Source organism: Saccharothrix isguenensis, from assembly GCF_052936305.1.
The window spans coordinates 545,261-558,859 of sequence record NZ_CP193626.1; the positions used below are offsets into that span (position 1 = coordinate 545,261).

Here is a 13,599-nt window from a genome sequence, read left to right on the forward strand (position 1 = left end):
GGTGCGGGCCTTTCCGTCGTGCGTGGTCCCGGTGGCGCTCCTAGGGTCGGTCCGTGGACTCCTCGACCGTGGTGTGGTTCCGGCGTGACCTGCGGACCCACGACCACCCGGCGATCCTGGCCGCGGCCGGGCGGGCGTCCCGGGCGCTGGCGCTGTTCGTGCTCGACCCGGTGCTGCTGCGGGTTTCGGGTCGACCTCGGACCGAGTTCCTGCACCGGTGCCTGCGGTCGCTGGACCGGGAGCTGGGCGGGCGGCTCGTCGTGGTCGGGGGCGATCCGGTGGAGGTCGTGCCCCGGGTCGCCGCGGCGGTCGGGGCGTCCTCCGTGCACGTCTCGGCGGACGCCGGTCCGTACGGGAGGGTGCGCGACGCGGCGGTGGCGGAGCGGGTCGAGCTGGTGCGGGTCGGGTCTCCGTACGCGGTGACGCCGGGCCGGGTCACCAAGCCGGACGGGACTCCGTACCGGGTGTTCACGCCGTTCTACACGGCCTGGCTGGACCACGGTCGGCGTCCGCCCGCCGACACCGACGCGTCCACTGTGGACTGGATGCGGCCGGACAGCGTGCCGCCGGACGTGATGCAACCGGGCAGCGTGCGACCCGAGTTCGGGCGCGGGCTGCCGGCGGGGGAGGCGCTCCCGGACGTGCGGGAGCTGTGGGAGGCGTTCCGGGACGAGAAGCTGCCCTCCTACGCCGCCCACCGCGACCGGCCGGACCTCGACGGCACCAGCAGGTTCTCCGCGTTCCTGAAGTGGGGCGTGGTGCACCCCCGGACGCTGCTCGCCGACCTGGGACGCGGCGCGGGCGCGGAGGCGTTCCGCACCGAACTCGCGTGGCGCGACTTCTACGCCGACGTCCTGTGGCACCGGCCGGAGTCCGCGCGCCGCAACTACAACCCCGTGTTCGACCGCATGCGGCTGGACGACGACCGCGAGCGGTTCGAGGCCTGGTGCCAGGGCCGGACGGGCTACCCGTTCGTGGACGCGGGGATGCGCCAGCTCTTGCGCGAGGGCTGGATGCACAACCGCGTCCGGATGGTCGTGGCGAGCTTCCTGGTCAAGGACCTGCACCTGCCGTGGTGGTGGGGCGCGCGGCACTTCATGCGCCACCTGGTGGACGGCGACCTCGCCTCGAACCAGCACGGCTGGCAGTGGGCCGCCGGCACCGGCACGGACGCCGCGCCGTACTTCCGCGTCTTCAACCCCGTCACCCAAGGCGAGAAGTTCGACCCGAACGGGGACTACGTGCGCGAGTATGTCCCCGAACTGCGCGGCATCCCCGGCAAGGCCGTGCACCGGCCGCGCGATCCGATCGTGGACCACGCGCACGAGCGCCGGGAAGCACTCGCGCGCTACGCGGCCGTCAAGGACTAGCGCCCGTCAGCCAAGCCCGTCAGCTCGGCCCGTCAGCTCAGCGCCTCGGCTCGGTCCGTCAGCGCAGCGCGTCGCGCAGCCGGACGCGGGCGCCGGTGCGCAGGACGGCGTTCGAGTAGACCCGGCCGGCCAGCCACGTGATCACGGCGACGGCGGCGAGCGCGAGGACGATGGCCAGCACCACCTGCCACGGCGGCGCGACGCCCATCGCCATCCGCCCCGGCATCAGGATCGGCGCGAACGGCGGCAGCAGCGACAGCACCGTCACGGTGGTGCCCGTCGGGTCGGTGATCATCAGGTTGATGCCGAGCACGAACGCCACCACGATCGACATGCTGATCGGCGTCAGCACCGACTGCAGCTCCTCCTGCCGCGACACCAGCGACGCCGCCGCCGCGAAGATGGTGGCGTACAGGAAGAACCCGAGCAGGTACCAGAGCAGACCGGTGGCCAGCGCCCCGCCGGCCACACCCGCGACGTCGATCACCCCCGACACCGACGACAGCACCAGGCCGATGCCGCCGATCAGCAGGAGTTGCAGCAGGCCCACCGCGCCCAGCCCGAAGACCTTGCCCAGCAGCAGCTGCCACGGCCGCAGCGTGGCCAGCAGGATCTCCACCACCCGGCTGGACTTCTCCTCCACCACGCCCTGCGCGACCATCGTCCCGTAGACGAGCAGCGAGTAGTACAGCAGCGCCGCGATCACCAGGCCGATCGCCAGCCGCTGGCCCTTGCGGTCGTCCTCCGGCTCCAGCGCCACCACGTCCACGCCCGCGCGTTCGACGTTCCGCGCCACCACCGCCGGGTCCAGCCCGGCCTCGGCCAACTGCGCGTCGAGGACCTGCTGCTTGACGATCAGGTCGATCGCGTTGCGCAACTCGTCGCTCAGGGACTCCTTCACCACCACGCGCAGCGCGTCCGGCGCGCCGGTGACCAGGGCGTCCAGCTCGCCGGACCGCACCCGTTCCTCGGCCGCCGCCGCATCGGGGGCGTCGACCGTCTCCACCTCGCGGCCGAACGACCGGGCGGTCTGCTTCAGCGGCTCCGCCAGCACGGTGGCCTGGCCGCTCAGCGCGACCCGGTCGCGGCCCGCGTCGTCGAACAGCACGGCCTGCAGCAGCACGTACCCCGCCATCACGGCGACGATCACCAGGGTGCCCCACAGGAACGACTTCGTGCGCACCTTGCCGAGGAACTCCCGGCGTGCCACCAGGAACACGGCCCGGCCGGGGGTGAGGCTGCTCATGCCGCGGACTCCTCGGTCACCACGCTGCGGAACAACTCGGTCAGCGACGCCCGCTGCCGGGAGAACTCGTGCACCGGTCCCGTCTCCAGGGCGGCGCGCAGCACCACCTGGTCGTCGGCGTCCGGGGCCAGGTCGACGACCGTGCGGCCGGACGACGTGTGCGCGGATCGCACGCCCGGCAGGTGGTCGGCCCAGCCGAGGGGCGCCCGCGGGGCGTCCACCACCAGCTTCGTCCGGCCGCCGGCGCGCAGCTCGTCCACCGGGCCGCAGGCGACGAGCGTGCCGCTGCGCACGATGCCGACCCGGTCGCACAGCCGTTCCACCAGGTCCAGCTGGTGGCTGGAGAACACCACCGGCACGCCGCTCGCGGCCTTCTCGCGCAGCACCTGGCTCATCACGTCCACGGCGACCGGGTCCAGGCCGGAGAACGGCTCGTCCAGCACCAGCACGTCCGGCTCGTGCACCAGTGCCGCCGCCAGCTGCACGCGCTGCTGGTTGCCGAGGCTGAGCTTCTGCACCTCGTCGTGCGCGCGGTCGCGCAGGCCGAGGCGGGCGAGCCAGTTGTCGGCCGAGCGGTGCGCGGCGTTGGTGGACAGGCCGTGCAGCTCCGCCAGGTAGACCAACTGGTCGTGCGCCTTCATCTTCGGGTAGAGCCCGCGTTCCTCGGGCATGTAGCCGATCCGGCGGCGGGTCTCGAACGTGATCGGCGCGCCGTTCCAGCGGACCTCGCCCGAGTCGGCGGCGAGGACGCCCAGCGCGATGCGCATCGCGGTCGTCTTGCCCGCGCCGTTGCTGCCGACGAACCCGAACAGCTCGCCCGGCCGCACGTCGAAGGTCATCCCGTCCAGCGCGACGACCTCCCCGTAGCGCTTGGAGACCCGGTCGATCTCCAGCACACCCTGTGCCACGGTGTTCTCCTCCTGACGCGACCAGCGGTTCCCGGCGTGCACGGCGGCAGACCCGGGCCTAGCGGTAAACCTGGGTGGACAGCGGTTGGAACGGCGCCCGGCTGAACACCGCCTCGACCGGCAGGCCGAACACGGCGCAGATCCGCAGCGCCAGGTCGAGGCTCGGGTAGTGGTCGCCCCGCTCCAACGCGCCGATCGTCTGCGGGTTCACCTCCACCGCCTCGGCCAGTGCCGCCCTCGTCATACCCCGCTCGACCCGGAGCACCCCGATCCTGTTGTGGATGGGCTGCCCGGAACCCCGGCGCACCGGACTCATGCTACGAAGTGTTGCGAAAACCCAACAGATCGGCAAGTAAACAATTCACAGAATAGGCCGGATGGCGGTAACCGCTGGTTGCGGGCCCGGAAATCACGTTTCGGTGAAACGATACGTCGCCGGGAACCGAATCGACTGTCGACGGGTCGGATGCGCAGTAGGGCCGCAAGCCCCGTTGCCGTGAGGGGTGAACATGGAGCCGGACCAGTGGCTCGCGCAATACGGAGAGAAGATCGAGCAGGCCAAGCGGAACGCCGCCCAGGCCGAGTCGCAGCTCGGTGGTGTCGGCGGCAGCGCCACGTCGCCGGACGGCCTGATCACGGTCGGCGTCAACGCCTCGGGCGCGTTGACCGACCTGGTCCTGCGGCCACAGCTGCGCGGTGAGGACCCGGAGCGGATCTCGGCCGCGATCATGACCGCGGTGGCGCAGGCCCAGCGCGCCGCCGCCGGCAAGGTCGTCGAGATCATGACGGAGTTCGTCGGCGACAGCCCGGCGCTGGACTTCGTGAAGTCCACGATGCCGAACGGCTATTCGGGTGACGAGGCGGACGCGGTGGAACCGCAGCCGGAGATCCAGCGTCGAGACACCAGGCCCGACGACGACTACTTCACCAACCCACCCGAAGTCATGGCCTGAGCAGGGGGTAGATGACCATGTTCGACTCGTTCAACGTGAACCCGGCGGAGGTCCGGGCGCACGCAGGCACGGTCGACCAGCTGACGCAGCGGATGCTCGCGGCCACGAACACCGCCGACCCGTCGCTGTCGACCGACGCGTTCGGCGTGTTCGGCTCGTTCCTGGCCGAGTTCCTGCTCAAGGCCGCCGGGTCGTCCCAGGACATCCTGGGCCAGGCCACGGAGACCGTCGCCGACATGTGCCAGGGGCTGCGCGAGGTCGCCGACCTCTACGAGAACGTCGACCTCGACAACGCGTTCGGCTTCACCGGAAGGGCACGCGGATGAACGCTCAAGCCACCACCGGGAACGCCGCCGGGCAGGGCCGCGACCCGGCGCACCTGATCGGCGACGTGCGGGGCACCGTCGCGGCGGTCGAGCGGGGCGACTGGGTGCAGGCCGGGCTGGGCATGGCGAACACCGCCATGGGCATCGTCGGCATGGCGAGCAACCCGCTGTCGGGCTTCCTGTCCGCCGGGTTCAGCTGGGCCATGCAGCACGTCGACTTCCTGCGGGAGCCGTTCGACGCGCTGCTCGGCAGCCCGCAGGCGATCCGGAAGATGTCCGACAGCTGGTCGTCCGCGGCCAAGCAGATCGAGGGCATCGTCGCCGACTACCGGCGCACGTCGGTGGAGGAGACCCGGACCTGGCACGGCCGATCGGCCGACGGCTACCGGGCGGCGAGCGCGAAGCACGCGTCCGGGCTGGAGACGCTGGCCAAGGCGTCGCAGGGCATCTCGCGCGCGGCCAAGGGCGCGGGCGAGCTGGTGGCGACCGTCCGCAAGAAGATCATGGACCTGATCAGCCAGGCCGTGTCGGACATGGTCATGAAGATCATCCAGTGGCTCTCGGCGTCGTTCCTGACGTTCGGCGCGGCCATCGGGGCGGCCATCGCGGACATCGTGCGGATGGCGTGCGACTACGCCAAGAAGCTCGCGGACTTCCTGCAGAAGCTCGGCAACTCGCTCAAGAAGCTGATCGACCTGATCAAGTCGGTCGCGCAGATCGCCCAGACCGCCAAGCAGATCCTGCAGGCGATCACCGCGATGACGTCGTCCAACAAGGGCGGGTCCGGCGGCGGCGGGGCGGGGCCGAGGTTGACGCGGGGCGGTGTCGGGCTGACGGAAGAGCAGTTGGCCGACATGGACCGCGACGCGAACCGGCGCTACACCACGCTGCCGGCCGGCACGACGAACCCGTCCGGTTCCGGCGGCGGCGGCACGGGTGGACCCGTGGTGAGCCGTCCGCCGACGGTGGGCGCGGGTTACGGGCCGGGCACGGACGAGCCCCGCTACTACGCCGGTGGTCCGAGCGGGCCGGTGGTCAGCCGTCCGCCGACGGTCGGCGGAGGGTCGGGCGGCTCCGGTGGTTCTGGTGGCGGTGGCCGCTGGGAGCCGGGTCGCTGGGTGCCGGACGGTGGTTCGACCGGCGGCCGTGTGTCGACGCCGCCCGTCGTGGGCGGGACGACTTACGCGACCGGTGGCGGCGCGCCGACCGTTCCGGGCGTGCCCCCGACCGTGCCGCCGGTGCGCCCGATGGGTGACCTGCCGCCGATGCCCGGTGGTGGGTCCGGTGGCGGTGGCGGCTTCGCCGGTGGTGGTGGCGGTGGCTTCGCGGGTGGTGGTGGCGGTGGCGGTGGCTTCGCGGGTGGCGGTGCTTCCGGTGGCGGCGGCGCCGGTGCCGGGTCGACCCTCCAGGCCGGCGGCGGGTCCGGTGTGCTCGGCGCCGCGGCCGGTCCTGCCGGTGGCGCGGGCGCGGGTGCGCCTGCCGGCGGCGGTGGCCGTCCCGGTGGCGCCGGCGGCATGGGCATGATGGGCGCGCCGATGATGGGCGCTCCCGGCCAGGGTGGCGACGGCAAGGACCACCAGCGCAAGGTGCGGCTCGAGGGCGAGCCCCTGATCGAGGAGCCGCCGAAGGCGGCGAAGCCGATCATCGGCGAGTGACCTGAACGCGAAGGGGGGACCTCCACACCGGAGGTCCCCCCTTCTTCGTCGAGCGGGTCAGGTGGGCAGGGCGGCCAGGTGTTCGGCCACCTGGCGGCTCACAGCCGCTTCGGCTTCGGCGCGGTCGGCGGCGACCAGGCCGACGCGGGTGCGGCGGTCCAGGACGTCGTCGGCGTCCAGGGCGCCCTCGTGGCGGACGGCCCAGGCGACCTCGCCGATCTCGGCCACCTCCGCCGCCTCGGTGCCGTACCGGGCCACCAGGTGTTCCGGACCGGTGGCCAGGCCCGCGCCGATCAGCGGCAGGCGGTCGGTGCGGGAGCGGACCGCGGTCAGGGCGGTGGCGTCCACCGCGTCGGCGGCCATGCGGCGGTAGGTGGTGAGCTTGCCGCCGACGATGGTGGTGACGCGGTCCCGGGTGAGCACGGCGTGGCGGCGGGAGAGGTCGGCGCTGGGCCCGTCGCCGCTGTCCAGGAGTGGTCGCAGGCCGGCGAACGAGCCCAGGACGTCGGCCTGGGTGAGCGGGCGTTCCAGGACCGTGGACGCGACCGACAGCAGGAAGTCCACATCGGACTGCGGCACGGTCGGCACGTCCGGGATCGGGCCGTCCACAGGTTCGTCCGTCAGTCCTATGTAGACGCGGCCGTCCCGCTGGGGCAGCAGCAGGGCGAAGCGGCTGAAGGTGCCGGGCACGCGGACGGTCAGCGCGGTGTTGGCCAGGCCCACGGTGGACGCCGCCACGACGAGGTGCGAGCCGCGTGACGGGCGGAGCTTCACGTCCACCAGATCACCCGCCCAGACGCCGGTCGCGTTCACCACCGCCCGCGCCTTGATGTGCAGGGAAGCGCCGGTCAGGCCGTCCACGACGTGCGCGCCGTCGCCGGTCAGGGACGTGGCGCGGGCGCGGGTGATGATGCGCGCGCCCAGTCCGGCGGCGGTGCGGGCCAGTGCCACGACCAGTCGGACGTCGTCGATCACCTGGCCGTCGAAGCTCAGCAGGCCGCCGCTCAGGTCGCCCCGGCGCAGGCCGGGGGCCAGGGCCAGCGACTCGACGGCGGACACGTGCCGCGGACCGGGCAGGACGCGGGACGGGGTGCGGGCCATGCGGCGCAGCACGTCGCCGGCGCGCAGGCCGGCGGTGACGACCAGGTCGTGCTGCCTGCCGTGCAGGGGCATCAGTTGCGGCAGCGCGCGGACCAGGTGCGGCGCGGTGCGGGTCATCAGGATGCCGCGTTCCACCGCGCTCTCGTACGCCAGCCCGATCTCGCCCTTGGCGAGGTAGCGCAGGCCGCCGTGGATGAGCTTGCTGGACCAGCGCGACGTGCCGAACGCCAGGTCGTGGGCCTCCACCAGGCAGACGGACAGGCCGCGCGATGCGGCGTCCAGGGCCGCGCCGGCGCCCGTCACGCCACCGCCGACGACCAGCAGGTCCACTTCGGAGGAGGCCAGGTGGTCCAGGTCGGCGCGGCGGCGGGAGGCGTTCAGCGAGGTGTTCGGCGAGGTGGTCGGCGAGGTGGTCATGAGAGGGCCGCGTTCAGGTAGGCGGCGAGTTCGGTGAGGAGCTCGTCGAAGTCGAGGTCGGTGGTGGCGGGTCGGATCGACAGGACCAGCGACTGCGTGGTGAGCAGGACCAGGCGGGCCTGGGCGGCGGCGGAACCGGCGCGGATGGAGCCGTCCGCGTGGCCCGCCTCGATCTGCGCCACCAGGAAGGTCTCGACCAGCCGCTGCGTGCTGCCCAGCCGCTGCACCAGGTACGGCAGCATCAGCTCGGCGTCCAGGTCGAGCACGCGCCGCATCAACGGGTCGGCGGCGAGCAGTCGGATGCCCGTGATGGCCTGCGCCACGAGCCGCTGCCTGGCGTTGTCGCCGCTCGGCGTGATGCGACCCAGGAGCGCGGTGAACTCCCTGGTCATCAAGGCCCTGACCAGGGTGCCGACGTCCGGGAACCGGCGGTAGAGGGTCATCCGGCTCACGCCGGCGCGTTTGGCGATGTCCGTCAGCGTGGTGCGGCGGACCCCGACTTCGACCACGCAGTCGCGGGCGGCGTCGAGGAGCGCGTCATCACTGTGACGTTGAGACGTCATGTGTCACACTGTAGCGGTGACCGAGCGCATCGACCACACCCTCCGGGGCAGTTGGACAACGACCACGGGCTCGATCCCGCCGCACGCGCTGAAGTGGCTGCGTGCGCGTATCGGACTCGTGGACGCCCGAGCGGATGACCGGGCGGATGACCGGGTGGGAGCACGCACGGCGGGCAGCGGGGAGTCCGCGTTGTCGGGGGCCGCGCACGCGGCCCTGGACGCCGTCGTCGGGCCGGGCTACGTCCGGGTGGACCGCGACTCGCGGCTCGGGCGCGCGGGCGGCCTGTCCTACGTGGACCTGTTGAGGCAGCGTGGCGCGGGTGACCTCGCGGTGCCGGACGCGGTGGTGCTGCCCGCGTCGCCCGAGCAGGTCACCGGAGTGCTGGAGGTGTGCGTCGAGCACGACGTGGCCGTGGTGCCGTTCGGCGGCGGCACGTCCGTCGTCGGCGGGGTGACCGCGTTGCGCGGCGACAAGGCGGCGGTGATCGCGCTGGACCTCAACCGGCTGGACGAGCTGGTCTCGGTCGACCCGGTGTCACGCCTGGCCGTGCTCCAGGCCGGTCTGCCCGCGCCGCGGGCCGACGAGCTGCTCGCCGCGCACGGGCTGACGATCGGGCACGTCCCGCAGTCCTACGAGCGCGCCACCGTCGGCGGGTTCGCCGCGACCAGGTCGGCCGGTCAGGCCTCCTCCGGCTACGGCCGGTTCGAGGACATGGTGGAGGGCCTGCGGCTGGCGACCCCGGTCGGCGAGTGGCGGCTGGGCCGCGCGCCCGCGTCCGCCGCCGGGCCGGACCTGAAGCAGCTGGTGGTGGGCAGCGAGGGCGCGTTCGGCGTGATCACCGAGGTGACGCTCCGGGTGCGACCGCGGCCGGAGGTCGAGCGGTACGAGGGCTTCGTGGTCGACGGCTGGGCGCGCGGCTCGGCGGTGGTCCGGGAGCTGGCGCAGCGGCGGGTGCTGGCCGACGTGACGCGGCTGTCCGACGTGGACGAGACCGAGGTGTCGCTGGCGCTGGCCGGCGGGTGGAAGACCGACGCGCTCAAGGCGTACCTGAGGGCGCGCGGAGTCCGTCAGCCCTGCTTGCTGATCCTCGGCTGGCACGGCGCCACGAAGGGCGAGGTCAAGCGCAGGCGGGCGGAGACGGTGCGCGGGATGAAGGCGGTGTCCCTCGGTGCGGTGCTCGGCGAGAAGTGGCGGCACGGCCGGTTCAACGGGCCGCGCCAGCGGGACGCGCTGATGGGGATCGGCGTGTGCGTCGAGACGTTGGAGACGGCCACGCACTGGTCGAAGGTCTCCGGGCTGCGCACCGCCGTGCGCGAGGCGCTGGTCGACGCGCTGGGCGAGTGCGTGGTCATGTGCCACATCTCGCACGCCTACGAGACCGGCGCGTCGCTGTACTTCACCGCCCTGGCGGCACGCGACGCGGCCGACCCGATCGGGCAGTGGCAGGTCGCGAAGGCCGCCGCCAGCGAGGCCATCGCGGGCCTGGGCACGATCAGCCACCACCACGCGGTGGGCGCCGACCACGCGCCGTACCTCGAAGCGGAGATCGGCGGGTTGGGGCTGGAGGTGCTGGCGTCCGTCAAGCGGACGCTCGACCCCACCGGGGTGCTCAATCCCGGCAAGCTCATCGCTGGCGACTTCAATCCGGCGGGGCTAGCGTCGCCTGGTGACCGGTGACCTGCTGATCCGTTCCGTGCGGCCGTGGCCGAACCTCCCGGGCGCACCCGTGGTCGACGTGCTCTGCGAGGGCGGGCACGTCGCGGCGTTCGCCCCGGACCTCGACCCGCCACCTGCCGTGCCGGTGGTCGACGGCCGGGGCGGCGTGCTGCTGCCCGCGTTCACGGACGCCCACGCCCACCTGGACTCCACCCGGCTCGGCCTGCCGTTCCGGCCGCACACCGCGGGCGCGGGGCTGGCCGACCTGATCGAGAACGACCGGCGCAACTGGCGGTCCGCCGAGTCGTCCGTCGCGCAGCGCGCCACGTACACGCTCGCCCGCACGATCGCCGGCGGCGCCACGCACGTCCGCAGCCACGCCCAGGTGGACGTCGACTCGGGACTGGAGAAGCTGGAAGGCGTGCTGGCCGCGCGGGAGGAGCACCGCGGTCGGGCGCACGTCGAGGTGGTGGCGTTCCCGCAGTGCGGCATCCTGCGGGAGAAGGGCACGGCCGAGCTGCTGGAGGCGGCGCTGCGGGCGGGCGCGGACCTGGTCGGCGGGCTCGACCCGGCGGGCTACGACCGCGACCCGGTGCGGCACCTGGACGTGGTGTTCGGGTTGGCCGAGAAGCACCAGCGCGGGGTGGACGTGCACCTGCACGACGGCGGGACGCTCGGCGCGTTCCAGCTGGAGCTGATCTGCGAGCGCGTGCGGGCGCTCGGGATGCAGGGCCAGGTGACGGTCAGCCACGCGTTCGCGCTGTCCACTGTGGACGGCGATCGGCAGCGGGACCTGGTGGAGCTGCTGGCGGCGCACGACATCGCGGTCACGACGGTGGCGCCGGGCGTGCGGGAGCCGTTGCCGCTGCGGGAACTGCGGCGCGCGGGCGTGCGGCTCGGGCTCGGGCAGGACGGCATCCGCGACTACTGGTCCCCGTACGGCGACGGCGACATGCTCGACCGGGTGTGGCAGCTGGCCTACCGCAACGGGTTCCGCCGCGACGACCACGTGGAGATGTGCGTGGACATCGCCACCAGGGGCGGGGCGGCCGTGATGGGGCGGACGCTGGGCCTCACCGAGGGCTCGCCGGCCGACCTGGTCGTGGTGCCGGGCGACACGGTGACCGCCGCCGTCATGGACCGCGCCCCGCGCACGCTGGTCGTGCACGCGGGACGGGTCGTGGCCGCCGACGGCGAGATCGTCTGAGTCGCGGTCGCGGCCGCGGGTGGATCAGTAGCCTGCGCGCATGAGTGAGGACACCTGGAACGCCCTCAAGGCGACCCCTCTCGCCGAGGTGCGCCGGCGTGCGGCGATCGTCAACCGGCTCGCGGACATCCCGCCGGTGGTGGTGGACGGCGCGGAGCGGTTCGCGTGGAACGACGGCGGCGGGCAGTCGGCCGTCTGGTACTTCACGCCGGACGGCCGCGCGCTGCTGCTGACCTTCGACCACGAGTCGGACCTGAACCTGTACGCCGAAGACGACTACGCCCTCCAGGAGTCGCTGTACCGAGGGGTGCCCGAACCCCTGGTGGGGCTGGTGCGGAACCGCCCGGAGAACTACGAGTCGCTGAACCTCACCGACCCGGAGACCGGGCGCACGATCCACTACGCCGGTGGCGTCTTCTGGTTCGACGGGGAGGGGTGGCGGGCGGCCGAGGGCTTCCTGGACCACTGCGAGCGGGAGGACCTGGCCCCGCTGACCGACTCGGGGTTCGACTACTGCCTCCGGGCGTACGCGTTCGGCCGGGAGTTCACCGGCGACGCCGCGCTGGTCGAGGGCCCGGAGGTCGTCGACGGGCACGCGGCGTCGCCGCCGGAGGCGGTACCGCCCGCGCGGGGTTAGAGGGTGACGAGGGCCTTGCCGGTGTTCTCGCCGTTCAGCATGCCGATGAACGCCTCCGGCGCGCGGTCCAGGCCCTCGGTCACGGTCTCGCGGTAGCGGAGCTTGCCCTCGGCGATCCAGCCGCCGACCTCCTGCACGAACTGCTCGCGCAGGTGCTGCAGGTCCCAGACCAGGAACCCGCGCAGCGTCAGCCGCTTGCCCACGGCGAGGCCGATGTTGCGCACGCCGGTCGGGGTCTTGGTGTTGTAGTTCGAGATCGAGCCGCAGAGGGCGACGCGGCCGAAGACGGTCAGCGCGTCGATCGCGGCCTCCAGGTGCTCGCCGCCGACGTTGTCGTAGTACACGTCGATGCCGTCCGGCGCGGCCTTCGCGAGCTGTTCCCGGACCGGGCCGTCCTTGTAGTTGAACGCCGCGTCGAAGCCCAGCTCCTCGACCAGGTACTTCACCTTCGCGTCGCTGCCCGCGCTGCCGATGACCCGCTTCGCGCCGCGCAGCCGGGCCACCTGGCCGACGACCTGCCCGACCGCGCCCGCCGCGCCGGACACGAACACCGCGTCGCCCTCCTTGAACGCGGCGATCTCCAGCAGGCCCGCGTAGGCGGTGAGGCCGGGCATGCCGAGCACGCCCAGGTACGCGCCGAGCGGCGCCGCCTCCGGGTCGACCTTCACCGCTTCCGCCGCGTCCACCGCGCTGTACTCGCGCCAGCCCAGGAAGTGCAGCACCGTGTCGCCGACCGCGAACCCCGGCGCGTTCGACGCCACGACCTCGCCGACCGCCTCGCCGGTGAGGGGCTCGCCGAGCCCGAACGGCGGCACGTACGACTCGCCCTCGTTCATCCGGCCGCGCATGTACGGGTCGACGCTCATGACGACGTTGCGGACCAGCAGCTGTCCTTCGCCGGGGGTGGGCACGGGCACGTCGACCAGGTCGAAGTTGTCGGCGGTCGGGAAGCCTTCGGGACGGGAGGCGAGGCGGATCTCCCGCGCGGTGTTCGGGAACGTCATATGGATCACGACGACGCGGGACCTCACCGCTATTCCCGGCCGGGCCGATTCCCACCCGTTCGAATACGGGTGACCGGAGTCATCGCCGAGGCGTACCGTCGCCGGATGGACATACGCGTGGTCACGTCGCTCGACGCGGTCGTGGCCGCCGGTCACCTGTTCGACGACGTGCCGCGCGAGGACGCCACCCGGGCGTTCCTGGCCGACGACCGGCACCACCTGCTGATCGCGTACGTCGACGGCGAGCCCGCCGGGTTCGTGTCCGGTGTCGAGACCATCCACCCCGACAAGGGCGTGGAGATGTTCCTCTACGAACTGGGCGTGGACGACGCCCACCAGCGCCGGGGCATCGCCACCGCGCTGATCGAGCGGCTGATCGGGCTGGCCCGGGACCGCGGCTGCACCGGCGTGTGGACCGGCACCGAGAAGGACAACGCCGCCGCCCTGGCCACCTACCGCAGCGCCGGCGCCGAACTCGACTTCGACACCGTCGCCGTGTCCTGGGGCTTCTGAGGGCTCTTGCCGGGCTCCCGCGGGGCTTTCGGGGCTTCTGCG

14 protein-coding genes are annotated in these 13,599 nt (G+C 72.9%); 8 read left to right on the forward strand and 6 right to left on the reverse strand.

All coding sequences use genetic code 11. The features are described 5' to 3' along the window. The first annotated feature begins 53 nt into the window (after positions 1 to 53). Positions 54 to 1,370, forward strand: a complete 1,317-nt coding sequence (locus ACRAKI_RS02720) for a cryptochrome/photolyase family protein (RefSeq protein WP_447005466.1) — start codon at positions 54 to 56, stop codon at positions 1,368 to 1,370. Positions 1,371 to 1,428: 58 nt separating this feature from the next. Here ACRAKI_RS02720 and ACRAKI_RS02725 read toward each other — a convergent pair whose 3' ends face one another. From ACRAKI_RS02725 to ACRAKI_RS02735, 3 genes are read right to left on the reverse strand one after another with little or no spacing between them, the layout of a single operon-like run. Further along, on the reverse strand, positions 1,429 to 2,616 hold the full coding sequence (locus ACRAKI_RS02725; RefSeq protein ID WP_447005467.1) for an ABC transporter permease: 1,188 nt from the start codon (positions 2,614 to 2,616) through the stop codon (positions 1,429 to 1,431). Beyond that, a complete protein-coding gene (locus tag ACRAKI_RS02730; RefSeq protein ID WP_447005468.1) occupies positions 2,613 to 3,524 on the reverse strand; it encodes an ABC transporter ATP-binding protein in 912 nt (303 codons plus the stop codon). Before ACRAKI_RS02730 ends, ACRAKI_RS02725 begins: the two co-directional genes overlap by 4 nt. A 58-nt stretch (positions 3,525 to 3,582) precedes the next feature. Then, entirely contained in the window at positions 3,583 to 3,840 is a 258-nt protein-coding gene (locus ACRAKI_RS02735; protein ID WP_447005469.1) for a helix-turn-helix transcriptional regulator, read from the reverse strand. Between the two features lie 193 nt (positions 3,841 to 4,033). Here ACRAKI_RS02735 and ACRAKI_RS02740 point away from each other — a divergent pair, with 193 nt between their 5' ends. The 3 genes from ACRAKI_RS02740 to ACRAKI_RS02750 are packed head-to-tail and all read left to right on the forward strand — an operon-like array spanning position 4,034 to position 6,458. Further along, positions 4,034 to 4,477 (forward strand): YbaB/EbfC family nucleoid-associated protein, encoded by a 444-nt coding sequence (locus tag ACRAKI_RS02740; RefSeq protein WP_447005470.1) that lies wholly within the window; start codon positions 4,034 to 4,036, stop codon positions 4,475 to 4,477. Positions 4,478 to 4,488: 11 nt separating this feature from the next. Then, on the forward strand, positions 4,489 to 4,803 hold the full coding sequence (locus tag ACRAKI_RS02745) for a type VII secretion target (RefSeq protein WP_447005471.1): 315 nt from the start codon (positions 4,489 to 4,491) through the stop codon (positions 4,801 to 4,803). Then, entirely contained in the window at positions 4,800 to 6,458 is a 1,659-nt protein-coding gene (locus ACRAKI_RS02750) for a WXG100 family type VII secretion target (RefSeq protein WP_447005472.1), read from the forward strand. Before ACRAKI_RS02745 ends, ACRAKI_RS02750 begins: the two co-directional genes overlap by 4 nt. A 57-nt stretch (positions 6,459 to 6,515) precedes the next feature. Here the strand turns inward: ACRAKI_RS02750 and ACRAKI_RS02755 are convergent, their stop codons facing one another. Then, positions 6,516 to 7,976 carry a glycerol-3-phosphate dehydrogenase/oxidase gene (locus ACRAKI_RS02755; protein ID WP_447005473.1) on the reverse strand — a complete coding sequence of 487 codons (1,461 nt, stop codon included), beginning with the start codon at positions 7,974 to 7,976 and terminating at the stop codon, positions 6,516 to 6,518. Beyond that, a complete protein-coding gene (locus ACRAKI_RS02760; RefSeq protein WP_447005474.1) occupies positions 7,973 to 8,539 on the reverse strand; it encodes a TetR/AcrR family transcriptional regulator in 567 nt (188 codons plus the stop codon). Before ACRAKI_RS02760 ends, ACRAKI_RS02755 begins: the two co-directional genes overlap by 4 nt. A 16-nt stretch (positions 8,540 to 8,555) precedes the next feature. On the opposite strand from ACRAKI_RS02760, the gene ACRAKI_RS02765 reads away from it, so the two are divergent. Genes ACRAKI_RS02765 through ACRAKI_RS02775 form a run of 3 tightly spaced genes read left to right on the forward strand, consistent with a single transcriptional unit; the run spans position 8,556 to position 12,040 of the window. Continuing rightward, positions 8,556 to 10,217 carry an FAD-binding oxidoreductase gene (locus ACRAKI_RS02765; protein WP_447005475.1) on the forward strand — a complete coding sequence of 554 codons (1,662 nt, stop codon included), beginning with the start codon at positions 8,556 to 8,558 and terminating at the stop codon, positions 10,215 to 10,217. Continuing rightward, complete coding sequence (locus ACRAKI_RS02770) at positions 10,207 to 11,403, forward strand: amidohydrolase (RefSeq protein ID WP_447005476.1); 1,197 nt, start codon at positions 10,207 to 10,209, stop codon at positions 11,401 to 11,403. The genes ACRAKI_RS02765 and ACRAKI_RS02770 overlap by 11 nt, the downstream gene beginning before the upstream one ends. Before the next feature lie 40 nt (positions 11,404 to 11,443). Further along, on the forward strand, positions 11,444 to 12,040 hold the full coding sequence (locus ACRAKI_RS02775) for a hypothetical protein (protein WP_447005477.1): 597 nt from the start codon (positions 11,444 to 11,446) through the stop codon (positions 12,038 to 12,040). On the opposite strand, the gene ACRAKI_RS02780 is transcribed toward ACRAKI_RS02775, so the two are convergent. Then, positions 12,037 to 13,044 carry an NADP-dependent oxidoreductase gene (locus ACRAKI_RS02780; RefSeq protein WP_447005478.1) on the reverse strand — a complete coding sequence of 336 codons (1,008 nt, stop codon included), beginning with the start codon at positions 13,042 to 13,044 and terminating at the stop codon, positions 12,037 to 12,039. The genes ACRAKI_RS02775 and ACRAKI_RS02780 overlap by 4 nt on opposite strands. A 105-nt stretch (positions 13,045 to 13,149) precedes the next feature. Between ACRAKI_RS02780 and ACRAKI_RS02785 the strand changes: the two genes are divergently transcribed. Next, positions 13,150 to 13,557, forward strand: a complete 408-nt coding sequence (locus ACRAKI_RS02785) for a GNAT family N-acetyltransferase (RefSeq protein ID WP_447005479.1) — start codon at positions 13,150 to 13,152, stop codon at positions 13,555 to 13,557. Positions 13,558 to 13,599 lie beyond the last annotated feature (42 nt).